At 60.6% G+C, this 22,372-nt stretch carries 23 protein-coding genes; 8 read left to right on the top strand and 15 right to left on the bottom strand.

Features of this window, described 5'->3' with window-relative positions:
* The first annotated feature begins 79 nt into the window (after window positions 1-79).
* The 6 genes from RGV59_RS12485 (at window position 80) to RGV59_RS12460 (ending at window position 6,948) form a co-directional block, all read left to right on the top strand.
* Window positions 80-2,506: a penicillin acylase family protein gene (locus RGV59_RS12485; protein WP_126585672.1), complete on the top strand. Its 2,427-nt coding sequence runs from the start codon at window positions 80-82 to the stop codon at window positions 2,504-2,506.
* 263 nt (window positions 2,507-2,769) lie between these two features.
* Complete coding sequence (locus RGV59_RS12480) at window positions 2,770-3,549, top strand: transporter substrate-binding domain-containing protein (RefSeq protein ID WP_046384451.1); 780 nt, start codon at window positions 2,770-2,772, stop codon at window positions 3,547-3,549.
* Between the two features lie 57 nt (window positions 3,550-3,606).
* Entirely contained in the window at window positions 3,607-4,335 is a 729-nt protein-coding gene (locus RGV59_RS12475; RefSeq protein ID WP_017844773.1) for an ABC transporter permease, read from the top strand.
* Window positions 4,332-5,042 carry an ABC transporter permease gene (locus RGV59_RS12470; protein ID WP_017844772.1) on the top strand — a complete coding sequence of 237 codons (711 nt, stop codon included), beginning with the start codon at window positions 4,332-4,334 and terminating at the stop codon, window positions 5,040-5,042. Before RGV59_RS12475 ends, RGV59_RS12470 begins: the two co-directional genes overlap by 4 nt.
* A gap of 9 nt (window positions 5,043-5,051) precedes the next feature.
* Window positions 5,052-6,170, top strand: coding sequence for a succinylglutamate desuccinylase/aspartoacylase family protein (locus RGV59_RS12465; protein ID WP_126585671.1), 1,119 nt, complete (start codon window positions 5,052-5,054; stop codon window positions 6,168-6,170).
* A 13-nt stretch (window positions 6,171-6,183) separates the two neighbouring features.
* Window positions 6,184-6,948 carry an ABC transporter ATP-binding protein gene (locus RGV59_RS12460; RefSeq protein WP_017844770.1) on the top strand — a complete coding sequence of 255 codons (765 nt, stop codon included), beginning with the start codon at window positions 6,184-6,186 and terminating at the stop codon, window positions 6,946-6,948.
* A 232-nt stretch (window positions 6,949-7,180) separates the two neighbouring features.
* Here RGV59_RS12460 and RGV59_RS12455 read toward each other — a convergent pair whose 3' ends face one another.
* Both RGV59_RS12455 and dcd read right to left on the bottom strand, forming a co-directional pair.
* Entirely contained in the window at window positions 7,181-7,387 is a 207-nt protein-coding gene (locus RGV59_RS12455) for a hypothetical protein (RefSeq protein ID WP_017844769.1), read from the bottom strand.
* A 107-nt stretch (window positions 7,388-7,494) separates the two neighbouring features.
* The gene (dcd, locus tag RGV59_RS12450) at window positions 7,495-8,061 is read right to left on the bottom strand and encodes a dCTP deaminase (protein ID WP_017844768.1); all 567 of its coding nucleotides are present in this window, start codon (window positions 8,059-8,061) and stop codon (window positions 7,495-7,497) included.
* A gap of 399 nt (window positions 8,062-8,460) precedes the next feature.
* Between dcd and RGV59_RS12445 the strand changes: the two genes are divergently transcribed.
* Window positions 8,461-8,670 (top strand): cold-shock protein, encoded by a 210-nt coding sequence (locus RGV59_RS12445; protein WP_002554837.1) that lies wholly within the window; start codon window positions 8,461-8,463, stop codon window positions 8,668-8,670.
* Window positions 8,671-8,871: 201 nt separating this feature from the next.
* Here RGV59_RS12445 and rpoS read toward each other — a convergent pair whose 3' ends face one another.
* The 8 genes from rpoS to RGV59_RS12405 form a co-directional block, all read right to left on the bottom strand.
* On the bottom strand, window positions 8,872-9,876 hold the full coding sequence (gene rpoS, locus RGV59_RS12440) for an RNA polymerase sigma factor RpoS (protein WP_017844767.1): 1,005 nt from the start codon (window positions 9,874-9,876) through the stop codon (window positions 8,872-8,874).
* A gap of 105 nt (window positions 9,877-9,981) precedes the next feature.
* A complete protein-coding gene (locus tag RGV59_RS12435) occupies window positions 9,982-10,818 on the bottom strand; it encodes a peptidoglycan DD-metalloendopeptidase family protein (RefSeq protein ID WP_126585670.1) in 837 nt (278 codons plus the stop codon).
* A 209-nt stretch (window positions 10,819-11,027) separates the two neighbouring features.
* Window positions 11,028-11,663, bottom strand: a complete 636-nt coding sequence (locus RGV59_RS12430) for a protein-L-isoaspartate(D-aspartate) O-methyltransferase (RefSeq protein WP_169850588.1) — start codon at window positions 11,661-11,663, stop codon at window positions 11,028-11,030.
* 41 nt (window positions 11,664-11,704) lie between these two features.
* On the bottom strand, window positions 11,705-12,454 hold the full coding sequence (surE, locus tag RGV59_RS12425) for a 5'/3'-nucleotidase SurE (protein WP_017844765.1): 750 nt from the start codon (window positions 12,452-12,454) through the stop codon (window positions 11,705-11,707).
* Window positions 12,442-13,500 carry a tRNA pseudouridine(13) synthase TruD gene (gene truD / locus RGV59_RS12420; RefSeq protein ID WP_126585669.1) on the bottom strand — a complete coding sequence of 353 codons (1,059 nt, stop codon included), beginning with the start codon at window positions 13,498-13,500 and terminating at the stop codon, window positions 12,442-12,444. Before truD ends, surE begins: the two co-directional genes overlap by 13 nt.
* Window positions 13,497-13,970: a 2-C-methyl-D-erythritol 2,4-cyclodiphosphate synthase gene (gene ispF, locus RGV59_RS12415; protein ID WP_017844763.1), complete on the bottom strand. Its 474-nt coding sequence runs from the start codon at window positions 13,968-13,970 to the stop codon at window positions 13,497-13,499. Before ispF ends, truD begins: the two co-directional genes overlap by 4 nt.
* A gap of 54 nt (window positions 13,971-14,024) precedes the next feature.
* Window positions 14,025-14,870 carry an S-formylglutathione hydrolase gene (fghA, locus tag RGV59_RS12410; protein WP_017844762.1) on the bottom strand — a complete coding sequence of 282 codons (846 nt, stop codon included), beginning with the start codon at window positions 14,868-14,870 and terminating at the stop codon, window positions 14,025-14,027.
* Window positions 14,871-14,878: 8 nt separating this feature from the next.
* The gene (locus RGV59_RS12405; RefSeq protein WP_017844761.1) at window positions 14,879-15,991 is read right to left on the bottom strand and encodes an S-(hydroxymethyl)glutathione dehydrogenase/class III alcohol dehydrogenase; all 1,113 of its coding nucleotides are present in this window, start codon (window positions 15,989-15,991) and stop codon (window positions 14,879-14,881) included.
* 109 nt (window positions 15,992-16,100) lie between these two features.
* Here RGV59_RS12405 and RGV59_RS12400 point away from each other — a divergent pair, with 109 nt between their 5' ends.
* Entirely contained in the window at window positions 16,101-17,003 is a 903-nt protein-coding gene (locus RGV59_RS12400; RefSeq protein WP_079442990.1) for a LysR substrate-binding domain-containing protein, read from the top strand.
* A 111-nt stretch (window positions 17,004-17,114) separates the two neighbouring features.
* Here the strand turns inward: RGV59_RS12400 and ispD are convergent, their stop codons facing one another.
* The 5 genes from ispD to RGV59_RS12375 all read right to left on the bottom strand — a co-directional run bounded on the left by ispD (window position 17,115) and on the right by RGV59_RS12375 (window position 22,193).
* Window positions 17,115-17,822: a 2-C-methyl-D-erythritol 4-phosphate cytidylyltransferase gene (gene ispD / locus RGV59_RS12395; RefSeq protein WP_017844759.1), complete on the bottom strand. Its 708-nt coding sequence runs from the start codon at window positions 17,820-17,822 to the stop codon at window positions 17,115-17,117.
* Window positions 17,819-18,097 carry a cell division protein FtsB gene (gene ftsB, locus RGV59_RS12390; RefSeq protein WP_017844758.1) on the bottom strand — a complete coding sequence of 93 codons (279 nt, stop codon included), beginning with the start codon at window positions 18,095-18,097 and terminating at the stop codon, window positions 17,819-17,821. Before ftsB ends, ispD begins: the two co-directional genes overlap by 4 nt.
* 171 nt (window positions 18,098-18,268) lie before the next feature.
* Window positions 18,269-19,558 carry a phosphopyruvate hydratase gene (gene eno, locus RGV59_RS12385; RefSeq protein WP_017844757.1) on the bottom strand — a complete coding sequence of 430 codons (1,290 nt, stop codon included), beginning with the start codon at window positions 19,556-19,558 and terminating at the stop codon, window positions 18,269-18,271.
* Between the two features lie 152 nt (window positions 19,559-19,710).
* Window positions 19,711-20,556: a 3-deoxy-8-phosphooctulonate synthase gene (gene kdsA, locus RGV59_RS12380; protein ID WP_126585668.1), complete on the bottom strand. Its 846-nt coding sequence runs from the start codon at window positions 20,554-20,556 to the stop codon at window positions 19,711-19,713.
* Between the two features lie 5 nt (window positions 20,557-20,561).
* A complete protein-coding gene (locus RGV59_RS12375; RefSeq protein ID WP_026139768.1) occupies window positions 20,562-22,193 on the bottom strand; it encodes a CTP synthase in 1,632 nt (543 codons plus the stop codon).
* Between the last annotated feature and the right edge of the window lie 179 nt (window positions 22,194-22,372).

The raw sequence follows: 22,372 nt of genomic DNA, 5'->3' as shown, positions 1-22,372 counted from the left end.
TTAGCTCCTGCTTGCGTCGTTTCACCGCGCTCACTAACGTAGCGCCTTTACTGACGCTACCCCCCGCAGGAGCTTTGCCATGGCCTCGCCAGCCCTTTCACATTTTCTTCCCCGGTTCGGCGTTGCCGCGGCAGTGGCCAGTGCATTAAGCCTGGCCGGTTGCCAGCTCCAGAGCACCCAGGACACCCTGCCACCCGTTACCGGCGTCCAGCCGATCAAGGGCCTCGCGCAGAATGTTTCGATACGCCGCAATGCCCAGGGCATGCCGCTAATTGAAAGCAATACCTTCCACGACGCGCTGTTCAGCCTCGGCTATGTGCATGCCAGCGACCGCATCACGCAGATGGTCACGTTGCGCCTGCTGGCCCAGGGCCGTCTGGCGGAAATGTCCGGCCCCGAGGTGCTGGATGTCGACCGTTTCATGCGCGCGGTCAACCTGAAAAAAAGCGCCGGCGAGCTCTACAACGCCTCGTCGCCGCGCCTCAAGCGCTTCTTTGAAGTGTATGCCCGTGGCGTCAACGCCTACCTGTTCCGCTACCGCGACAAGCTGCCGCCGGACCTGGCCCAGACAGGTTACAAACCCGAGTACTGGAAGCCGGAAGATTCGGCGCTGTTGTTCTGCCTGCTGAATTTCAGCGAGTCGGCCAACCTGCAGGAAGAATTGTCGTCGCTGGTGCTGGCGCAAAAGGTCGGTGTCGACAAACTCGCCTGGCTCACCCCAAGCGCGCCGGATGAGCCGATCCCCCTGGCCGAAGCCGACAAGCTCAAGGGCGTGAACCTGAGCCAGATCACCGGCCTGGCCGGGCTGGACACGGTCAGCCAGCAACTGAGCAGCCTCAACTCACTGGCGGTGACCACTTCGAGCAACTGGGCCATCGGCCCGCAACGCAGCCGCAGCGGCAAGAGCCTGCTGGCCAATGACCTCGCGGCCCAGCCGCAAGCCCCGTCGCCATGGAACTACGTGCAGATCCGCGCACCGAAATACCAGGCCGTCGGCGCCTCGATCGCCGGCCTGCCGACCCTGTTGTCCGGCTTCAACGGCAAAGTGGCGTGGAGCATGAGCACGGTCAAAGGCGACACCCAGGACCTGTTCCTGGAAAAGGTCAAACGCCAGGGCAGCGCGCTGTACTACGAGAACAACGGTAAATGGCTACCGGCTGCTGTGCGCAACGAGACCTTTTTCATCAAAGGCCAACGCTCGATTCGGGAGGTGGTGTACGAAACCCGCCACGGCGCCCTGCTCAACAGCAGCCAGGCGCTGACCAGCGGGCTGGGCCTGGCCCTGCAAACGGCGGACTTCAAGGACGACAAGAGCCTTGATGCGTTCTTCGACCTGTCCCGCGCGCAAAACGCCGCCAAGGCCTCGGATGCGACCCGGGAAATCCGCGCCATCGCCTTGAACATGGTGTTCGCCGACGCCAGCAACATCGGCTGGCAGGTTACCGGGCGCTTCCCCAACCGCCGCGAAGGCGAAGGCCTGCTGCCCTCGCCGGGCTGGGATGCGCGCTTCGACTGGGACGGTTACGCCGACGCGATGCTGCACCCTTATGACCAGGACCCGGCCCAAGGCTGGATCGGCACCGCCAACCAACGTACCGCGCCGCGCGGTTATGGCATGCAACTGTCCAACTCCTGGGACGCTCCGGAGCGCAGCGAGCGCCTGGCGCAATTGGCCAATGCCGGCAAGCATGACAGCCGCAGCATGATCGCCATGCAATACGACCAGACCACCACGTTCGCCGCCAAGCTCAAGAACATGTTCCAGGCGCCGGGCATGGCGCAGCCGCTGAAACAGGCGATCGCTGCGCTGCCCGCGGCCGAACAGGCCAAGGCCCGTGAAGCGCTGAATCGTCTGATGGCGTTTGACGGCCGCCTGACGCCGACGTCCGCCGACGCAGCGATGTATGAGCTGTTCCTGCAGGAAAGCAGCAAACAGATCTTCCTCGACGAACTCGGCCCGCAAAACAGCGCCAGCTGGAAAGCCTTTGTCAGCAACGCGAGCCTGTCCTACGCCGCCCAGGCCGACCACCTGCTAGGCCGTGAAGACAGCCCGTTCTGGGACGATGTCCGCACCGCGCAGAAAGAAGACAAGCCGACGATCCTCGCCCGCAGCCTGGCCGCTGCGATCACTGCCGGCGACAGCCAACTGGGTACCGATCACAAGGCCTGGCAGTGGGGCAAACTGCACAGCACCACCTGGAAGAACCGCAATGGCCAGGTGATCCGCGGCCCGCTGGCCAGCGGCGGCGACCACAACACCCTGAACCCGGCGCCGTACAACTGGGGGGAGAGTTTCGACACCACCCAAGTGCCGGCACTGCGCATGATTGTCGACTTCGGCCAGGCAGAACCGATGACGGGCCAGTCCGGCAACCCGGTCAGCCCGAACTATGCCAATGGCATCGATCCGTCGCTCAAGGCGCAATACCTGAGCTTCCCGATGCAGCCGCAGAACTTTGACAAGGTGTATGGGAAAGCCAGGCTGACCCTCACGCCCGGCAAATAACCGTACCAACAGGTGGGAGCAGGCTTGCCTGCTCCCACATTTTTTAATCTGCGCTCGATCCAAAATAGTGCAGCCTATTTTTCATGCCCATTTTCGGGCACCTCCTATACTCATAGCTCCCTCTTCCCGCCTTTTAAAACGATCATTCGGAGCTGCATTCGGAACTATGGTGCAGAAATTGCTACTTGTGATCCGTCTGACACCGTTCAGTAACAGTCCTAAACGCGCCACAAGCGCTTATCTTGGTTTCCAGGGATTACATAATGAAAAAAGCATTGCTGACCCTTTCTGCACTGGCTCTGTGCATGGCCGCTGGTTCCGCCTTGGCCAAGGAATACAAGGAATTGCGTTTTGGTGTCGATCCGTCCTACGCACCGTTCGAGTCCAAAGCCGCTGACGGCAGCCTGGTGGGCTTCGACATCGACCTGGGCAATGCGATCTGCGCCGAACTGAAGGTCAAGTGCAAGTGGGTCGAAAGCGACTTCGACGGCATGATTCCGGGCCTCAAAGCCAACAAATTCGACGGTGTGATTTCGTCCATGACCGTCACCGAAGCCCGCATGAAGGCCATCGACTTCTCCAACGAGCTGTTCTCCGGCCCGACTTCGCTGGTATTCAAGAAGGGCGCCGGCTACTCCACGCCTGAGTCGCTCAAGGGCAAAACCGTGGGCTACGAGCAAGGCACCATCCAGGAAGCCTACGCCAAGGCCGTGCTGGACAAGGCCGGCGTGACGACCAAGGCTTATGCCAACCAGGACCAGGTCTACGCTGACCTGACCTCCGGCCGTCTCGACGCCTCCGTGCAGGACATGCTGCAAGCCGAACTGGGCTTCCTGAAGTCGCCGGCCGGTGCCGGTTACGAAGTCAGCGCGGCCATCGACGACCCATTGCTGCCGTCGAAAACCGCGGTCGGTATCAAAAAAGGTAACACTGAGCTGAAGGCCCTTTTGGATAAAGGTATCAAAGCGTTACACGATGATGGCACCTACGCCAGCATCCAGAAGAAACACTTTGGCGATCTGAACCTGTACAGCGGCAAATAATGCCTGGGGCGCCCCTTCCCGCGAGGGGCGCTGTTTTATCGCCATAGGTCCTGATTTATGTTCGAAGAACTGTTGCAAACCCTCGGGCTGAGCGCGTTCAGTTTGAAGGGTTTCGGCCCGCTGTTGCTGCAAGGCACCTGGATGACCATCAAGTTGTCGGTGCTGTCCCTGGCCGTCAGCGTGTTGCTGGGCCTGCTCGGCGCCAGCGCCAAACTGTCCAGCCTGCCGTTCCTGCGCATTCCCGCCCAGCTCTACACCACGTTGATTCGTGGCGTGCCCGACCTGGTGCTGATGCTGCTGATTTTCTACAGCCTGCAAACCTGGCTGACCGGTCTTACCGACTTCATGGAATGGGAATACATCGAAATCGACCCATTCAGCGCCGGGGTGATCACCCTGGGCTTTATTTACGGTGCGTACTTCACCGAAACCTTTCGCGGCGCGATCCTCGCGGTGCCCCGCGGCCAACTGGAAGCCGCCACGGCTTACGGCCTCAAGCGCGGGCAGCGGTTTCGCTACGTGACCTTCCCGCAAATGATGCGCTTTGCCCTACCGGGCATCGGCAACAACTGGATGGTGATGCTCAAGGCCACCGCACTGGTGTCGATCATCGGCCTCGCGGATCTGGTCAAGGCCGCGCAGGACGCCGGCAAGAGCACCTATCAGCTGTTTTACTTCCTGGTGGTCGCCGCACTGATCTACCTGCTGATCACCAGTGCGTCCAACTTTGTCCTGCGCCGTCTTGAACGTCGCTATTCGGCAGGCTCGCGGGAGGCCGTGCGATGATCGAACTCTTGCAGGAATACTGGCGCCCATTCCTTTACAGCGATGGCCAGCACATCACCGGCCTGGCCATGACCATGTGGTTGCTCAGCGCCTCGCTGGTGATCGGCTTCCTGGTGTCGATTCCGCTGTCCATCGCCCGGGTGTCGCGCAATCCCTTGGTGCGCTGGCCGGTGCAGTTCTACACCTACCTGTTTCGCGGCACGCCGCTCTATATCCAATTGCTGATCTGTTACACCGGTATCTACAGCATCGCCGCCGTGCGCGCCCAACCGGTGCTGGATGCGTTCTTTCGCGATGCGATGAACTGCACGGTCCTGGCGTTTGCCCTCAACACCTGCGCCTACACCACCGAGATTTTCGCCGGGGCGATCCGCAGCATGGCTCACGGCGAAGTCGAAGCGGCCAAAGCCTACGGCCTCAGCGGCTGGAAGCTGTACGCCTATGTCATCATGCCGTCGGCCCTGCGCCGTTCATTGCCGTACTACAGCAACGAAGTGATTTTGATGCTGCACTCGACGACAGTGGCGTTTACCGCGACGATCCCGGACATTCTCAAAGTGGCCCGGGACGCCAACTCGGCCACGTTCCTCACCTTTCAATCGTTCGGCATCGCTGCGCTGATCTACCTGACCGTGACCTTTGCCCTGGTCGGTCTGTTTCGTCTGGCGGAGCGCCGCTGGCTGGCCTTCCTCGGGCCGAGCCACTAAGGAGCCTTCATGCGTCATCAGGTTCATGAACTGATCGCGCCCGTGCCTGGCACGGCACGGCAGATTCACAGTTTCCACTTCGGCCCGGAACTGGCCGAACGCAAGGTCTACATCCAGTCGTCACTGCATGCCGATGAATTGCCGGGCATGCTGGTGGCCTGGCACCTCAAGGCGCGCCTGGCGCAACTGGCCGCCGCCGGGCGCTTGCGCAGCGAGATCGTGCTGGTGCCGATCGCCAACCCGGCGGGCCTTGAACAAGTGTTGATGGACATCCCGCTGGGCCGCTATGAGCTGGAAAGCGGGCAGAACTTCAATCGCCTGTTTGTCGACCTCAGTGAAGAGGTGAGCGATCGGGTCAAGGATTTGCTCGGGGATGATCCCCAGCGCAACGTCGAATTGATCCGCACGGCACTGTCCACCGCGCTGGCCGCACAAACCGCCGCGACGCAGTTGCAGTCCCAGCGCCTGGTGCTGCAACGCCTGGCCTGCGATGCCGACATGGTGCTCGACCTGCATTGCGATTTCGAAGCCGTGGCGCACCTGTACACCACGCCCGAGGCCTGGCCGCAGGTGGAGCCGTTGGCGCGCTATATCGGCTCGGAGGCCAACTTGCTGGCCACCGATTCCGGCGGGCAATCTTTCGATGAGTGCTTCAGCCTGGTGTGGTGGCAATTGCAGCAACGCTTCGGCGAGCGCTTCCCGATCCCCATGGGCAGCTTTTCGGTGACCGTCGAGCTGCGCGGCCAGGGTGACGTCAACCACGGCCTGGCCGGCCTCGACTGCCAGGCGATCATCGACTACCTGATTCACTTCGGCGCGATTGCCGGCGACGTGGCACCGCTGCCCGCCCTGCCCTACCCGGCCACCCCGCTGGCGGGAGTCGAACCGGTGGCGACGCCGGTCGGCGGCCTGCTGGTGTTCAGTGCCTTGCCCGGCGAGTACCTCGAAGCCGGGCAACTGATCGCCGAAATCATCGACCCCATTACTGACCGCGTAACGCCTGTGCATTGTCAAAACGCCGGCCTGCTTTACGCCCGTTCGCTACGGCGCATGGCCACTGCAGGGATGGTCATCGGCCATGTCGCAGGCTCAGAGGCCTACCGCAGCGGCTACCTACTTTCGCCTTGAGGATGCACGCCCCATGTACAAACTGACCGTTGAAGGCCTGCATAAAAGCTATGGCGACAATGAAGTGCTCAAAGGCGTCTCGCTCAAGGCCAAGACCGGTGACGTGATCAGCCTGATCGGCGCCAGCGGCTCGGGCAAGAGCACCTTCCTGCGCTGCATCAACTTTCTGGAAACCCCCAACGACGGCGCGATGACCCTCGATGACAAGCCGATCCGCATGGTCAGCGACCGCCACGGCATGCGCGTGGCCGACGATGACGAGCTGCAGCGCCTGCGCACACGCCTGGCGATGGTGTTCCAGCACTTCAACCTGTGGAGCCACATGAGCGTGCTGGAAAACATCACCATGGCCCCGCGCCGGGTGCTGGGCTGCAGTAAGAAAGACGCCGAAGACCGTGCCCGTCGCTACCTGGACAAAGTCGGACTGCCGGCCCGCGTGGCCGATCAATACCCGGCATTTCTCTCCGGCGGCCAGCAGCAACGCGTGGCCATCGCCCGCGCCCTGGCGATGGAACCGGAAGTGATGCTGTTCGACGAACCCACCTCGGCCCTCGACCCGGAGCTGGTGGGCGAAGTGCTGAAGGTGATCCAGGGCCTGGCCGAGGAAGGCCGCACCATGATCATGGTGACCCACGAGATGAGCTTTGCGCGCAAGGTGTCGAGCCAGGTGCTGTTCCTGCACAAGGGCCTGGTGGAAGAGCAAGGCACGCCGGAGGATGTGCTGGGCAACCCGAAGAGTGAGCGCCTGCAACAGTTCCTGAGTGGCAATCTGAAGTAAGCCTTCGCTGATCTTCCCGCACGCCCCTGCGCCGCCTAAGCGCTCTGAGAGCCCGCCCAGCCGGCCCATGCGCTTGAGCGCGGCAATCCACGATAAGCGCGCAGGCGGCCCGCTGCCCGCGTTTTGGGGCTTTGCTGGGGATACTGAGTGCAACACGGCAGATATTTGTGATCGGCCGCCAGGAGAGATGGCCAGCCCGCGGAAGGACTGACCACATTCCAATCTGCAGGCATCAGGCCATCGGCGCGGGTGGCGGCTCGTCCGGAAGGGTCGGTTCGCCAGGTTCGTCGGGTTCGGTAGGGTACGGGGAATCGGGCTCAGGTTGACCGGGGATACCACCCGCATAAGCAGGGTCGGCCATCAGGGACCAGGCCAGAACACCAATCTGGTTGGGTTCAAGCCGGGCGAGTTCGGCGCTGATTCGCGGGTCGAGTTTCATAAGGTACTCCTCAAGCGTGGCTCGGCGCGCATTGCACGCACCGAAGCAGTACACCCAATAGAGTCACTTTCCGCAGACTAATTCCCTTTACGCGTAGGAGCTTTCGATCAAGCGCGTGGCAAGGTGACGCCGCGCTGGCCCTGGTACTTGCCAGCACGGTCCTTGTAGGACACTTCACAGGCCTCATCGGACTGCAGGAACAGCATCTGCGCCACGCCTTCGTTGGCGTAGATCTTCGCTGGCAGGGTGGTGGTGTTGGAGAACTCCAGGGTGACGTGACCTTCCCACTCAGGCTCAAGCGGCGTCACGTTGACGATGATGCCGCAGCGCGCGTAAGTGCTTTTACCCAGACAGATGGTCAGCACGTCGCGGGGAATACGGAAGAACTCCACGGTGCGCGCCAGGGCGAAGGAGTTGGGCGGGATGATGCACACGTCGCTCTTGACGTCGACGAAGCTCTTTTCGTCGAAGTTCTTCGGATCGACGATCGCCGAGTTGATATTGGTGAACACCTTGAACTCATCGGCACAACGCACGTCGTAGCCGTAGCTGGAAACACCATACGAAATCACGCGATCGGCGTCGTCACCACGGATCTGGCGCTCAACGAACGGTTCGATCATGCCGTGCTCTTGCGCCATGCGGCGAATCCACTTGTCCGATTTGATGCTCATGGCGGGTGTCCTGATAGCGAGGTGGAAAAATTCTGTTGGGCATCTTACCGGGGCAGGCGTTGGGGTTCAAAGGGCGTGGGGCTTTTGTTGACGAATGTGTTGATCAATGCCCGCCTTGTACAAGCCGCGCCCATTGGGGCCGGGACCCGAATCGGCGTGCGCGACGGACGTAAATACCACCGCCAGTCACGAAATTAGAGAAACCTTCGGAAATACCATTGGCACGTTCCGGAAAAAGGGTTAAGGTGGCGCCACTGTGCTGCTTGTGTCACTGAGAATCTCTACACGATATGTTGAATTTCGATCCAACCATCTCCAAGAATTTTTCCTGCTCTTTGCACTCAGTCTCGGCCAGGGCTTTTCCTGAGTCGCAGTTAACTTTGTCCAAGGAGATACACCATGTCTAATCGCCAAACTGGTACCGTTAAGTGGTTCAACGATGAAAAAGGCTTCGGCTTCATCACTCCACAATCCGGTGACGACCTGTTCGTTCACTTCAAAGCTATCCAATCCGACGGCTTCAAAAGCCTGAAAGAAGGCCAACAGGTTTCTTTCATCGCTACCCGCGGTCAGAAAGGCATGCAAGCTGAAGAAGTTCAAGTTATCTAACTTGTACTGACTCAGTCGAAAGAACCCCGCCCTTAAAAGCGGGGTTTTTTTATGCCTTGGATTTGGGCATGCATGAGTAAAACGCCATGCGCAAAAAATATGGGAGGGGCTTGCTCCCGATGGCGGTGGGTCAGTCAATACATCCAGTGACTGATCCACTGCCATCGGGAGCAAGCTCCCTCCCACATTCAGACTGCGTCGTTACTGAAACAACGACTCGCTCGACAAGCCGTTCTTCTCCAGGATCTCACGCAAGCGCTTGAGCCCTTCTACCTGGATCTGCCGCACCCGCTCACGGGTCAAGCCGATCTCCAGGCCTACATCCTCCAGGGTGCTGCTCTCATGACCGCGCAGGCCGAAGCGGCGAATCACCACCTCGCGCTGCTTGTCCGTAAGCTCCGACAACCACTGGTCAATGCTTTGGGAAAGATCATCGTCCTGCAACAGCTCGCAAGGGTCTGTCGGGCGATCATCCGTCAGGGTGTCCAGCAGGGTTTTGTCCGAATCCGGGCCCAGCGAGACGTCAACCGAAGACACGCGCTCGTTAAGACCGAGCATGCGTTTGACCTCGCCCACCGGTTTTTCCAGCAGGTTGGCGATTTCTTCGGGAGAGGGTTCATGATCGAGTTTTTGTGTCAGCTCACGCGCCGCCCGCAGGTAGACGTTGAGCTCCTTGACCACATGGATCGGCAACCGGATCGTGCGGGTTTGATTCATGATCGCCCGTTCGATGGTCTGACGAATCCACCAGGTGGCATAAGTCGAGAAGCGGAAGCCGCGTTCGGGGTCGAACTTCTCCACCGCCCGGATCAAGCCCAGGTTGCCCTCCTCGATCAGGTCCAACAGGGACAGCCCGCGATTGACGTAGCGTCGGGCGATTTTCACCACCAGGCGCAGGTTGCTTTCAATCATGCGCTTGCGCCCAGCCGGATCGCCCTTTTGCGACAAGCGCGCAAAATGGACTTCTTCTTCGGGAGTCAGCAGAGGGGAAAAGCCGATTTCATTGAGGTACAGCTGGGTCGCATCGAGCGCCCGCGTGTAGTCAATGTACTTATGTTGCTTTAACGCAGTGGAGTTCTTGGATTTGGTGCGAACTGAAGGTACAGCCATTCCCTCATTCGACATCGATTCCATAGCGATGCCGGTCTCCGTAAGGAGAACCTCATCGTCGATGTCAAACTCCGGCGCTTCTTTACTGAGAGCCATTGTTATAGTCCTTTGGTGAGTTCGACCTCAAGCTCAAGCGACGCCTTTATCCTTGGCAACGCTAGAGCCTGTTCCTTCTACGTGAGGGAACAGGCTGGCAACACATCAACGACGGGGTAGGAATTGCAGAGGATCTACAGGTTTCCCTTGGCGGCGAATCTCAAAGTGCAGTTTCACCCGGTCTGTACCAGTTGACCCCATTTCGGCAATTGTCTGTCCGACTTTGACCTGCTGCCCCTCCCGAACCAACAGCCTACGGTTGTGGCCGTAAGCACTGACGTAGGTATCGCTGTGTTTGATGATGACCAGCTCGCCGTAGCCCCGCAAACCACTCCCGGCGTACACCACTGTCCCATCAGATGCAGCTAAAACAGGCTGTCCCAAATCCCCGGCGATATCAATGCCTTTATTCAAACTACCGTTTGAAGAGAATTTTCCAATCAATACGCCGTTCGACGGCCATCCCCAGCCGGTCGGCGCAGGCCCCGCAGGCGGCAGCGGCGTGGCTGCTGGTTTGCTCGCAACCGCAGGCGCGGCGCTGCCTGCAGGCCGCGTGATGATCGTGGTTTTGCTCGAGGACGAGGGCGAAGATGTGGTGTTTGTCACCACTGACGTCGGTGTTGAACCGGTGCGCCCATCGAAGCGAATCGTCTGACCCGGATGTATCGTGTAGGGCACCGGAATATTGTTGCGCGCGGCGAGCGCCTTGTAGTCCCAGCCATAGCGGAAGGCAATCGAAAACAGCGTATCGCCCTTGCGCACCACATACTGCCCCGTGGTCACGGTCGGCTTCTGCGGCGCGGCATTCGTGCGATCAACCACCCTCGCGCCCCCGGAAGGCGTGCTCGAACAAGCCGCCAATAAGGAACTCAAGACAAGGCCAAGCACCAGTCGCTGAAAGCTTGTTTTACTCATACGCTGCGCAAGACCTGTGAGACTCACCCGCCGCTCCCTTTGTGGTGGCTGAACATGAATGCCTGTATCAGGCTTGAAATATGTCGTAAGTATAACTGGGCATTGGCTTTTTACTGGCACACGACTGAAACTAAAGATTCATCGCGTTTAAAACCAACGACCGATCATGTTGACTCTATAGACCCCGCCGTAAGACACATCACTGCCAACAGAATTCACTGCTCGCGAATAAATGATCAGGCCAGCGGGCCATTGAGCAACGGCACGAAACGCACGGCGCCGAGCACATGCCGGGAAAAGCCTTCGTCTTCACGGATAATGAGCATCAATTGTTGCACTTCGCCGGAACCCACCGGGATCACCAGCCGACCGCCGGGGGCCAGTTGATCGAGCAACGCCTGCGGTACATCGGTGGCGACCGCGGTGACGATGATGCCGTTATACGGCGCCAGCGCCGGCCAGCCTTCCCAGCCATCGCCCCAGCGGAACACCACGTTGCGCAGGTTCAGTTCCACCAGGCGTTCCTTGGCGCGGTCCTGCAGCACCTTGATACGCTCCACCGAGAACACGCGCTCCACCAACTGCGACAGCACGGCAGTCTGGTAGCCGGAACCGGTGCCGATCTCCAGCACCTTGTCCAACGGGCCCGCCGCCAGCAGCAGCTCGCTCATGCGCGCAACCATATACGGCTGGGAAATGGTCTGGTTATGCCCGATCGGCAACGCCGTGTCTTCATAGGCGCGATGGGCCAGGGCCTCATCGACAAACAGGTGCCGGGGCGTGCGCCGGATCACTTCCAGTACCTGGGCGTTGGACAGGCCCTCTTCGTACAGGCGCTGGATCAGACGCTCGCGGGTGCGCTGGGAGGTCATCCCGATGCCGCGACGCAACAGGTCGTCTTGTTCACGAGCCATCAGCGCAAGTCCTCCAGCCAGCCATCGAGACTACTGAAGGCATCACTGAAGGTGCGATCGAGCTGCAACGGGGTAATCGATACATAGCCTTGCATCACCGCATGAAAGTCAGTGCCCGGCCCACCGTCTTCGGCATCGCCCGCAGCGGCGATCCAATAACCTTCCTTGCCACGCGGGTCGACCACCTTCAACGGCGCCGCCGCGCGGGCGCGATGGCCCAGGCGCGTGAGCTGGATACCGCGAATATGCTCGAGGGGCAAGTTGGGGATATTGACGTTAAGCACCGTCCGGGGTGGCAGATCGAGGGAACCGTGGGCCTCGACCAGCTTGCGCGCGAAATGCGCGGCCGTCGGCAGGTTGTCCAACTGACGCGAGGTCAACGAAAAGGCGAACGAGGTCCGCCCCAGGAAACGCCCTTCCAGGGCTGCCGCCACCGTGCCGGAATACAGCACGTCATCCCCCAGGTTGGCGCCGAGGTTGATGCCCGACACCACCAAGTCCGGCTCCTGATCCAACAAACTGTTGATCGCCAGGTGTACGCAGTCGGTGGGGGTGCCGTTCACGCTGATATAGCCATTGGCCAGAACGTGTACGTGCAGCGGACGGTCGAGCGTCAGCGAACTGCTGGCGCCGCTCTTGTCCTGGTCGGGGGCAACCACCACGCACTCGGCGTAATCCGCCAGCGCAGCATGAAGCGCGGCGAGGCCGGGTGCGGTGGCACCGTCGTCATTTGATATCAGAATACGCATGGGCTGTCCGTCTGCCCCACCGGCACCAGATCAACAAGCTCGCGCACCAAGACAGTGGCGAAGCATCCGGCCGGCAGGACGAATTCCAATTGCAGAATGTCAGGCCCGGGATAATGCCACGTCAACCCGCCAATGGGCAGTCGCAGAATGCGACGTTCCTGGCTCATGCCGGCATTCACCAGCCAATCGCGCAGGTCGGCCTCACTGTCAGCAACCGCCTGCTCCAGCGCATGGGTTGCACCGCTGGCTGGCGAATCGCCTTCGCCCCACTGCGGTCCGGTGGGGTGCAGATCGAGGATCGCCAGGCGCGGGTCGCTGCATTCAGCCTCCCCCGCCGGGAAAAAACTGCGGCTGTCGGTGAAGGCCAGCAGATCGCCGACCTGCGCACGCTGCCAGGAACCGTCCGCGACACGGGCCGCCAACACTTTGTTGAAGAGGTAACTGCGCGCCGTCGACAGCAACCGCGAACGCACGTTGCGCTGCTCCGGCAAGGCCTTGCGGGCCGCCCACTCACGCGCATCCACCACATTGCCGCCGTTGTGGCCAAAGCGCTGGGTGCCGAAATAATTGGGAATGCCGTGCTGGGCGATCAGTTGCAAGCGCGCATCGATGGCCGCGTGATCCCCCGCCAGTTGCGTCAGGCGCAAGGTAAAACCGTTGGCCGAATGAGCACCGCGTTGCAGCTTGCGCTTGTGGCGGCCGGTCTTGAGGATCTTGAGGGTGTCGTTTTCCGCGCCGCTCAGGTCCGGATCGGCCTTGCCCGGCAGTTGCACACTGAACCACTGGCGGGTCAACGCCTGGCGATCCTTGAGCCCGGCATAGCTGACGGTGCGCAACGGCACGCCGGCGGCCTTGGCGATCCGGCGCGCGGCTTCTTCGGTGTTGAGGCCACGCTTTTCCACCCACAGCCACAGGTGCTCACCCTCACCGCTCAGCGGGATATCGAGCACTTCGTCGACCTGGAAATCTTCCGCGGTAGCCTTCAGCACGGCGCTGCCCAAGGCCTCGCCATAGGCCCGTGGGCCCAGCAGTTGCAAGTCATTCATGCGCGCAGCAACAAAGCGACGGAATGTACCGCGATGCCCTCTTCACGACCGGTAAACCCGAGCTTTTCGGTGGTGGTGGCTTTCACGTTCACTTGATCCAATTCAATGTGCAGATCCGCCGCGATCAACGCGCGCATCGACTCGATGTGGGGGGCCATTTTCGGCGCCTGGGCCACGATGGTGTTATCGACGTTGCCGACCTTCCAGCCTTTGGCGTGGATCAGGCCGACCACATGGCGCAGCAATACCCGGCTGTCCGCGCCCTTGAAGGTCGGGTCGGTGTCCGGAAAGTGCTTGCCGATATCGCCGAGCGCCGCGGCGCCGAGCAAGGCGTCGCTCAACGCGTGCAGCAGGACATCGCCGTCGGAATGAGCCAGCAACCCATGGTGGTGCGCGATCCGCACGCCGCCCAGGGTGATGAAATCGCCTTCAGCGAAACGGTGCACATCGTAGCCGTGGCCAATACGCATAAAAAAACGCCCCGATTTAATTCAGGGCGTGATTCTACCTACTTTTGTCGCATATTAACCGAGCAAAGCACGGCCATGATGTCGCAAATGGTCTTCGATGAAGCTGGCGATAAAGAAGTAGCTGTGGTCGTAGCCCGGTTGCAGGCGCAGTTCGAGCGGATGGTTGGCCGCTTTCGCCGCTTGCTGCAGGGCTTCGGGCTTGAGCTGCACCGCGAGGAAGTCGTCGCGGTCGCCCTGGTCCACCAGCAACGGCAGCTTTTCCGCGGCTTCGCTGATCAGCACGCAAGCGTCCCACTCGCGCCACTTCGAGCGCTCTTCGCCCAGGTAACGGGAGAAGGCTTTCTGGCCCCATGGGCAATCCATCGGGTTGTTGATCGGCGAAAACGCCGACACCGATAGGTAACGCCCGGGGTTGCGCAATGCACATACCAGCGCACCGTGGCCGCCCATGGAGTGGCCGCTGATACCGCGCTTCTGCGAAGCCGGGAAATGCGCCTCAACCAACGCCGGCAATTCCTGCACCACGTAGTCATGCATCCGATAGTGCTTGGCCCAGGGTTCCTGGGTGGCATTCAGATAGAAACCGGCCCCCAGGCCGAAATCCCAGGCGTTGTCCGGATCGCCCGGCACCCCAGGACCACGCGGGCTGGTGTCCGGCGCAACAATGATCAGCCCCAGTTCGGCCGCCATGCGCTGGGCGCCGGCTTTCTGCATGAAGTTTTCATCGGTGCAGGTCAACCCGGACAGCCAGTACACCACCGGCAGCTTGCCGCCCTGCTCCGCTTGCGGCGGCAGGTAGACGGCGAAGGTCATGTCGCAACCGAGCACCTCGGAATGATGCTTGTAGCGTTTATGCCAGCCGCCGAAGCTCTTCTGGCACGACAGGTTTTCCAGACTCATGGCCGACCTCAGAAGTGAATGACGGTACGAATGCTCTTGCCTTCATGCATCAGATCAAACGCTTTGTTGATGTCTTCCAGGCCCATGGTGTGGGTGATAAAGGTGTCCAACGGGATCTCGCCGCTCTGGGCCATTTCCACGTAGCTGGGCAGCTCGCTGCGACCACGCACGCCGCCAAAGGCCGAACCGCGCCAGACGCGGCCGGTCACCAGCTGGAATGGACGGGTGGAAATTTCCTGGCCGGCACCGGCAACGCCGATGATCACCGACTCGCCCCAGCCTTTGTGGCAGCACTCGAGGGCGGCGCGCATCAGTTGCACGTTGCCGATGCACTCGAAGGAAAAGTCCACGCCGCCGTCAGTCAAATCGACAATCACGTCCTGGATCGGGCGATCGTAGTCTTTCGGGTTGATGCAGTCGGTGGCGCCCAGTTGCTTGGCGATTTCGAACTTGGCCGGGTTGATGTCGATGGCGATGATGCGACCGGCCTTGGCTTTTACCGCGCCGATTACCGCCGACAGGCCGATACCGCCCAAGCCGAAGATGGCGACGGTATCGCCGGGCTTGACCTTGGCGGTGTTGATCACCGCACCGATACCGGTGGTGACGCCACAGCCGAGCAGGCAGACTTTTTCCAGCGGCGCGTCTTTAGGAATCTTCGCCACGGAAATTTCCGGCAGCACGGTGTACTCGGAAAAGGTCGAGGTGCCCATGTAGTGGAAAATCGGCTGACCCTTGTAGGAGAAACGCGTGGTGCCATCGGGCATCAGGCCTTTGCCCTGGGTAGCACGAATCGCCTGGCACAGGTTGGTCTTGCCCGACAGGCAGAATTTGCACTTGCCGCACTCCGGGGTGTAGAGCGGGATCACATGGTCGCCGACTGCAACCGAGGTCACGCCCTCGCCGATCGCCTCAACCACCGCACCGCCTTCATGGCCGAGAATCGACGGGAAGATGCCTTCCGGGTCGGCGCCCGACAACGTGTAGGCGTCGGTATGGCACACGCCGGACGCAACCACGCGCAACAGCACTTCGCCGGCCTTGGGCATGGCGACATCCACTTCTACGATCTCGAGGGGCTTCTTGGCTTCGAAGGCTACGGCGGCGCGGGACTTGATCATCCGGGTTTCTCCTGGGAGTTAAAAACTAAGACGGCGAGTGTAAAACATGCCCCGCTGATTAATAATCCAGGCAAAAGCAAAACTTTATTGCTGTACAGGGATAATCGCCATGCTGGAAAACCGCTGGGAAGGCATCGATGAGTTCGTCGCCGTCGCTGAATGCAGCCAATTCACCGCCGCGGCGGAACGCCTTGGGGTGTCTTCGTCGCACATCAGCCGGCAAGTGGCTCGCCTGGAAGAACGGCTGCAAACGCGCTTGCTGTATCGCAGTACGCGCAAGGTGACCCTGACCGAAGCCGGCCAGACCTTTCTGCAACACTGCCAGCGCCTGCAGGATGGCCGCGAAGAGGCCCTGCGCGCCGTCGGCGACCTCGCCAGCGAGCCCAAGGGCATGCTGCGCATGACCTGCGCCGTGGCGTATGGCGAACGATTCATCGTGCCGTTGGTGACGCGGTTCATGGGGCTTTACCCGCAACTGCGGGTGGACATCGAACTGAGCAATCGTCAGTTGGACTTGGTACACGAAGGCCTCGACCTGGCGATTCGCCTGGGACGCCTGCAAGACTCGCGCATGGTCGCCAGCCGCCTGGCGCCGCGCCGCATGTACTTGTGCGCGTCGCCGTCCTACCTGGCGCGGTATGGGCGGCCGCACAGTTTGTCGGAATTGACTCGGCACAACTGCCTGATCGGCAGCTCGGACATCTGGCAACTGGCCCAGGACGGGCGCGAATTTTCCCAAAGGGTGCAGGGCAACTGGCGCTGCAACAGTGGGCAGGCGGTGTTGGACGCGGCGTTGCAAGGGGTGGGCTTGTGTCAGTTGCCGGACTATTACGTGCTCGAGCATTTGCACAGTGGCGCGCTGGTGTCGTTACTGGAAGCGCATCAGCCGCCGAATACGGCGGTGTGGGCGTTGTATCCGCAGCAGCGGCATTTGTCGCCGAAGGTCAGGAAGCTGGTGGATTATTTAAAGGCAGGGTTGGCCGAACGGCCCGAGTACGGTGCTGAGCATTGATGGCGTTTATCGTTTATGTAGGAGCGAGCTTGCTCGCGAAAAACTTGAGAGCGCCGCTTCAATCCAGATTGTCCGCGTTATCGTTGACGTTTTTCGCGAGCAAGCTCGCTCCTACAGCCGATTGGCCCAGCGTAGTCGCAGCCATTCCAGGTCCTCGGGCCGGGTCACCTTGATATTGTCCGAGCGCCCTTCGATCAGGCGCGGCGCCTGGCCAGACCATTCCATGGCCGACGCTTCGTCGGTAATGACCGCATCGGCCACAAGGCTGTCGGCCAGTGCACGGTGCAGCGCACCCAGGCGGAACATCTGCGGCGTGTAGGCCTGCCAGATCAAGCTGCGGTCAACGGTCTCGATGACGCGACCATGCTTGTCTACACGCTTGAGGGTATCGCGGGCCGGCACAGCCAGCAGGCCACCCACCGGATCGTCCGCGAGTTCGGCGAGCAGTTTGTCGAGATCGTCACGACTCAGGTTAGGCCGCGCCGCATCATGCACCAAGACCCAATCATCATCGCTGGCGCCCAGGGCATTGAGCTGCAGCAACGCATTGAGTACCGAGCCCGAACGCTCCGAGCCACCGTCCGCCCGCTGGATACGCGGGTCAGCGGCACACGCGAGGTGAGGCCAGTAAGGGTCATCAACAGCAAGACTGACCACCAGGCCCTTGAGCGAGGGGTGGTCGAGAAAACAGCCAAGGCTGTGTTCGAGAATAGTGCGCCCGCCCAGTTGCAAGTACTGCTTGGGACGGTCCGCAGCCATACGGGCACCGATGCCCGCGGCAGGAATCACGGCCCAGAAGGCCGGCAAACGGTGATTCATTGGGCCAACTGGTAGAGGGTTTCGCCCTCCTTGACCATGCCCAATTCATGGCGAGCCCGCTCTTCGACGGTCTCCATGCCCTTTTTCAACTCAAGCACCTCGGCATCGAGAACGCGATTGCGCTCCAGCAGGCGTTCGTTTTCGGCGTGCTGGTCGGCAATTTGCTGGGTCAGGTCTTTTACCTGCGCAAAGCTGCCATTACCCACCCATAGGCGGTACTGCAGGCCAGCCAGCAACAAGAGCAAGACGAGGAACAACCAATTGGGACTGCGCATCGAATATCGGGTATCCAGTGAAAAAAGACCGCCATACAAAACTTTTGCAGCAACGGATAGCACGAAGCCTGGAAGACCCAGGCTTGTGCTTGATCGTCATCAGATTAGCGTCGAATTGCACACTCTCGTGATTTTTCCGACACAATCTGCCGACTTTTTACCATTTACTGATCAGCCGCGAAACTCGCTGCGACCGTTGTACTTGGCTTTACCCGCCAGTTGCTCTTCGATACGCAGCAATTGGTTGTACTTGGACACGCGATCGGAACGGCACAGCGAGCCGGTCTTGATCTGGCCCGCCGACGTGCCCACGGCCAGGTCGGCAATGGTCGAGTCTTCGGTTTCGCCGGAGCGGTGCGAGATCACGGCGGTGTAGCCCGCGGCCTTGGCCATCTGGATGGCTTCCAGGGTTTCGGTCAGGGTGCCGATCTGGTTGAACTTGATCAGGATCGAGTTGGCGATCTTCTTGTCGATGCCTTCTTTCAGGATCTTGGTGTTGGTCACGAACAGGTCGTCGCCCACCAGCTGGATTTTTTCGCCGATCTTGTCGGTGAGGATTTTCCAGCCGTCCCAGTCGGACTCGTCCAGGCCGTCTTCGATCGAGATGATCGGGTAGCGCTGGGTCAGGCCCTTGAGGTACTCGGCAAACCCTTCGGAGTTGAACACCTGGCCTTCGCCGGACAGGTTGTACTTACCGTCTTCGTAGAATTCGCTGGCGGCGCAGTCCAGGGCCAGGGTCACGTCGGTGCCCAGGGTGTAGCCGGCGTTGGCCACGGCTTCGGAGATGACTTTCAGTGCATCTTCGTTGGACGCCAGGTTCGGCGCGAAACCACCTTCGTCACCCACGGCGGTGCTCAGGCCACGGGCCTTCAGCACAGCCTTGAGGTGATGGAAAATCTCGGTGCCCATGCGCAGGCCTTCGGAGAAGGTCTTGGCGCCAACCGGCTGCACCATGAATTCCTGGATGTCGACGTTGTTATCGGCGTGCTCGCCGCCGTTGATGATGTTCATCATCGGCACCGGCATCGAGTACACACCCGGTGTGCCGTTGAGGTTGGCGATGTGGGCGTACAGCGGCAGGTCCTGGTCCTGCGCGGCGGCCTTGGCGGCGGCCAGGGATACGGCGAGGATGGCGTTGGCACCCAGGCTGCCTTTGTTTTCAGTGCCGTCGAGCTTGATCATCGCGTGGTCCAGGGCTTTCTGGTCCAGCGGGTCTTTGCCCAGCAACAGGTCACGAATCGGACCGTTGATGTTGGCTACCGCCTTGAGGACACCCTTGCCCAGGTAACGGCTCTTGTCGCCATCACGCAGTTCCAGCGCTTCGCGGGAACCTGTGGAAGCACCGGACGGCGCGCAAGCGCTGCCGATGATGCCGTTATCGAGAAGCACGTCGGCTTCGACGGTGGGGTTGCCACGGGAGTCGAGAACTTCACGACCTTTGATGTCGACGATTTTTGCCATTGTTGTAAACACTCCAAAGTTGACGAAAACGCTCTATACCGCTCGATTTAACTTGTCGCGCACATTGCAATATTTGGAACAAACTTGCCAGTAATAGTGCCCTCTCGGGCCTCATCGCGAGCAAGCTCGGCTCCTGCACGGAGAAATGGCGCTTACGCGGTCTCTACCGTCGGAAAACTCTTGACCAGCTCGTCCAACTGCTTGAGCTGGGCCAGGAATGGCTCCAGTTTGTCCAGGCGCAGGGCGCAAGGACCATCGCATTTGGCGTTGTCCGGGTCCGGGTGGGCTTCCAGGAACAGGCCGGCCAGGGACTGGCTGATGCCGGCCTTGGCCAGGTCCAATACCTGGGCACGACGCCCGCCAGCGGAATCGGCGCGACCACCCGGCATTTGCAGCGCGTGGGTCACGTCGAAGAACACCGGGTATTCAAACTGTTTCATGATGCCGAAACCGAGCATGTCCACCACGAGGTTGTTGTAGCCGAAGCTCGAACCGCGCTCGCAGAGGATCAACTGGTCGTTACCCGCTTCCACGCACTTGTTCAGGATGTGCTTCATTTCCTGGGGCGCGAGGAACTGGGCTTTCTTGATATTGATCACCGCACCGGTCTTGGCCATGGCGACCACGAGGTCGGTCTGGCGCGACAGGAAGGCCGGCAACTGGATGATGTCGCACACCTCGGCGACCACGACAGCCTGTTCCGGCTCGTGGACGTCGGTGATGATCGGCACGCCGAAGGCTTGCTTGATGTCCTGGAAGATCCGCATGCCTTCTTCAAGGCCCGGGCCGCGATAGGAGGTCACGGACGAACGGTTGGCCTTGTCGAAGCTGGCCTTGAACACATAAGGGATACCCAGTTTCTGGGTAACCTTGACGTACTCTTCACAGACCTGCATCGCCATGTCGCGGCTTTCCAGCACGTTCATGCCGCCGAACAGCACCATGGGCTTGTCGTTGGCAATCTCGATGTCGCCTACGCGAATGATCTTCTGGGCCATCAGCTTCACGCCTTCTTCTGATGTTGCGTCAGTGCTGCTTTAACGAAACCGCTGAACAACGGGTGACCGTCGCGCGGCGTCGAGGTGAACTCAGGGTGGAACTGGCAGGCCACGAACCATGGATGATCCGGCGCCTCGACCACTTCGACCAACTTGCCGTCACCGGAGCGACCGGAGACTTTCAGGCCGGCTGCCTTGATCTGCGGCAGCAGGTTGTTGTTCACTTCGTAGCGGTGACGGTGACGCTCGACGATCACGTCCTTGCCGTAGCAGTCGTGGACCAGCGAACCCGGCTCCAGCAGGCAGTCTTGCGCGCCGAGGCGCATGGTGCCGCCCAGGTCGGACGATTCGGTACGGGTTTCAACGGCGCCGGTGGCGTCTTCCCACTCGGTGATCAGGCCTACGACCGGGTGACCGCTGGAATGATCGAACTCGGTGGAGTTGGCGTCTTTCCAACCCAGCACGTTACGAGCGAACTCGATAACGGCCACTTGCATGCCCAGGCAGATCCCCAGGTACGGCACCTTGTGCTCACGAGCGTACTGCACGGCGGTGATCTTGCCTTCCACGCCACGCAGGCCGAAACCGCCTGGAACGAGGATCGCGTCGACGCCTTCGAGCAGCGCGGTGCCTTGGTTCTCGATGTCTTCGGAATCGATATAGCGCAGGTTGACCTTGGTACGGTTGCTGATGCCGGCGTGGCTCATCGCTTCGATCAGCGACTTGTACGCGTCCAAAAGCTCCATGTACTTGCCGACCATGGCGATGGTGACTTCGTGCTCAGGGTTGAGCTTGGCGTCGACCACGGCTTCCCACTCGGACAGATCCGCGCCGCCGCATTGCAGGCCGAAACGCTCGACCACAAAATCGTCCAGGCCCTGGGAATGCAGGATGCCCGGGATCTTGTAGATAGTGTCGGCGTCTTCCAGGGCAATCACCGCACGCTCTTCAACGTTGGTGAACTGCGCGATCTTGCGACGCGAGGAAATATCGATCGGGTGATCGGAACGGCACACCAGCACGTCCGGCTGCAGGCCGATGGAACGCAGTTCCTTGACCGAGTGCTGGGTTGGCTTGGTTTTGGTTTCGCCAGCGGTGGCGATGTAGGGCACCAGTGTCAGGTGCATCAGCATCGCGCGCTTGGCGCCGACTTCGAAACGCAACTGGCGGATGGCTTCGAGGAACGGTTGGGATTCGATGTCACCCACGGTGCCACCGATCTCGACCATCGCCACGTCGGCATCGCCCGCGCCCTTGATGATGCGGCGCTTGATTTCGTCGGTGATGTGCGGGATCACCTGGATGGTTGCACCCAGGTAGTCACCACGACGCTCCTTGCGCAGCACGTGTTCGTAGACACGGCCGGTGGTGAAGTTGTTGTTCTGGGTCATGGTCGTGCGGATGAACCGCTCGTAGTGGCCCAGGTCCAGGTCGGTCTCGGCGCCGTCGTGGGTGACGAACACTTCACCGTGCTGGAACGGGCTCATGGTGCCCGGGTCAACGTTGATGTACGGGTCCAGCTTGAGCATGGTGACCTTAAGTCCCCGCGCCTCCAGGATGGCCGCCAATGAAGCGGAGGCAATGCCTTTCCCCAATGAAGAAACAACACCGCCCGTGACGAATATGTAGCGCGTCATGAAAAACCCTAGAAGTCTGCGTTAAAGCGGTCCGAGCCGCCGGGGAAAGCGAAGGAAGGCCGAAGCCCCCGATCACCTGCATTAATCACAGTGCACCTTTCAAAAAAACCGCCGCGTGGTGACAGACCAGCAATGAAACACCGGTACGTTGATCGCTACACATTTTTTGGAATCGCCCA

Origin of the sequence: Pseudomonas sp. FG1 (genome assembly GCF_034313875.1) — a bacterium.
Lineage (GTDB): Bacteria > Pseudomonadota > Gammaproteobacteria > Pseudomonadales > Pseudomonadaceae > Aquipseudomonas > Aquipseudomonas veronii.
This window is presented reverse-complemented; position numbering and strand designations above follow the sequence as displayed.

Bases quoted from the DNA above. Each gene is read 5' to 3' on its own strand.
- RGV59_RS12475 (WP_017844773.1), top strand. From the start codon at position 3,607: ATGTTCGAAGAACTGTTGCAAACCCTCGGGCTGAGCGCGTTCAGTTTG.
- RGV59_RS12430 (WP_169850588.1), bottom strand. From the start codon at position 11,663: ATGACCTCCCAGCGCACCCGCGAGCGTCTGATCCAGCGCCTGTACGAA.
- ftsB (WP_017844758.1), bottom strand. From the start codon at position 18,097: ATGCGCAGTCCCAATTGGTTGTTCCTCGTCTTGCTCTTGTTGCTGGCT.
- RGV59_RS12445 (WP_002554837.1), top strand. From the start codon at position 8,461: ATGTCTAATCGCCAAACTGGTACCGTTAAGTGGTTCAACGATGAAAAA.
- RGV59_RS12465 (WP_126585671.1), top strand. From the start codon at position 5,052: ATGCGTCATCAGGTTCATGAACTGATCGCGCCCGTGCCTGGCACGGCA.
- truD (WP_126585669.1), bottom strand. From the start codon at position 13,500: ATGAATGACTTGCAACTGCTGGGCCCACGGGCCTATGGCGAGGCCTTG.
- ispF (WP_017844763.1), bottom strand. From the start codon at position 13,970: ATGCGTATTGGCCACGGCTACGATGTGCACCGTTTCGCTGAAGGCGAT.
- kdsA (WP_126585668.1), bottom strand. From the start codon at position 20,556: ATGGCCCAGAAGATCATTCGCGTAGGCGACATCGAGATTGCCAACGAC.
- RGV59_RS12485 (WP_126585672.1), top strand. From the start codon at position 80: ATGGCCTCGCCAGCCCTTTCACATTTTCTTCCCCGGTTCGGCGTTGCC.
- RGV59_RS12460 (WP_017844770.1), top strand. From the start codon at position 6,184: ATGTACAAACTGACCGTTGAAGGCCTGCATAAAAGCTATGGCGACAAT.
- surE (WP_017844765.1), bottom strand. From the start codon at position 12,454: ATGCGTATTCTGATATCAAATGACGACGGTGCCACCGCACCCGGCCTC.
- RGV59_RS12455 (WP_017844769.1), bottom strand. From the start codon at position 7,387: ATGAAACTCGACCCGCGAATCAGCGCCGAACTCGCCCGGCTTGAACCC.
- RGV59_RS12480 (WP_046384451.1), top strand. From the start codon at position 2,770: ATGAAAAAAGCATTGCTGACCCTTTCTGCACTGGCTCTGTGCATGGCC.
- RGV59_RS12405 (WP_017844761.1), bottom strand. From the start codon at position 15,991: ATGATCAAGTCCCGCGCCGCCGTAGCCTTCGAAGCCAAGAAGCCCCTC.
- RGV59_RS12470 (WP_017844772.1), top strand. From the start codon at position 4,332: ATGATCGAACTCTTGCAGGAATACTGGCGCCCATTCCTTTACAGCGAT.
- RGV59_RS12375 (WP_026139768.1), bottom strand. From the start codon at position 22,193: ATGACGCGCTACATATTCGTCACGGGCGGTGTTGTTTCTTCATTGGGG.
- ispD (WP_017844759.1), bottom strand. From the start codon at position 17,822: ATGAATCACCGTTTGCCGGCCTTCTGGGCCGTGATTCCTGCCGCGGGC.
- fghA (WP_017844762.1), bottom strand. From the start codon at position 14,870: ATGAGTCTGGAAAACCTGTCGTGCCAGAAGAGCTTCGGCGGCTGGCAT.
- rpoS (WP_017844767.1), bottom strand. From the start codon at position 9,876: ATGGCTCTCAGTAAAGAAGCGCCGGAGTTTGACATCGACGATGAGGTT.
- dcd (WP_017844768.1), bottom strand. From the start codon at position 8,061: ATGAGCATCAAATCGGACAAGTGGATTCGCCGCATGGCGCAAGAGCAC.
- eno (WP_017844757.1), bottom strand. From the start codon at position 19,558: ATGGCAAAAATCGTCGACATCAAAGGTCGTGAAGTTCTCGACTCCCGT.
- RGV59_RS12400 (WP_079442990.1), top strand. From the start codon at position 16,101: ATGCTGGAAAACCGCTGGGAAGGCATCGATGAGTTCGTCGCCGTCGCT.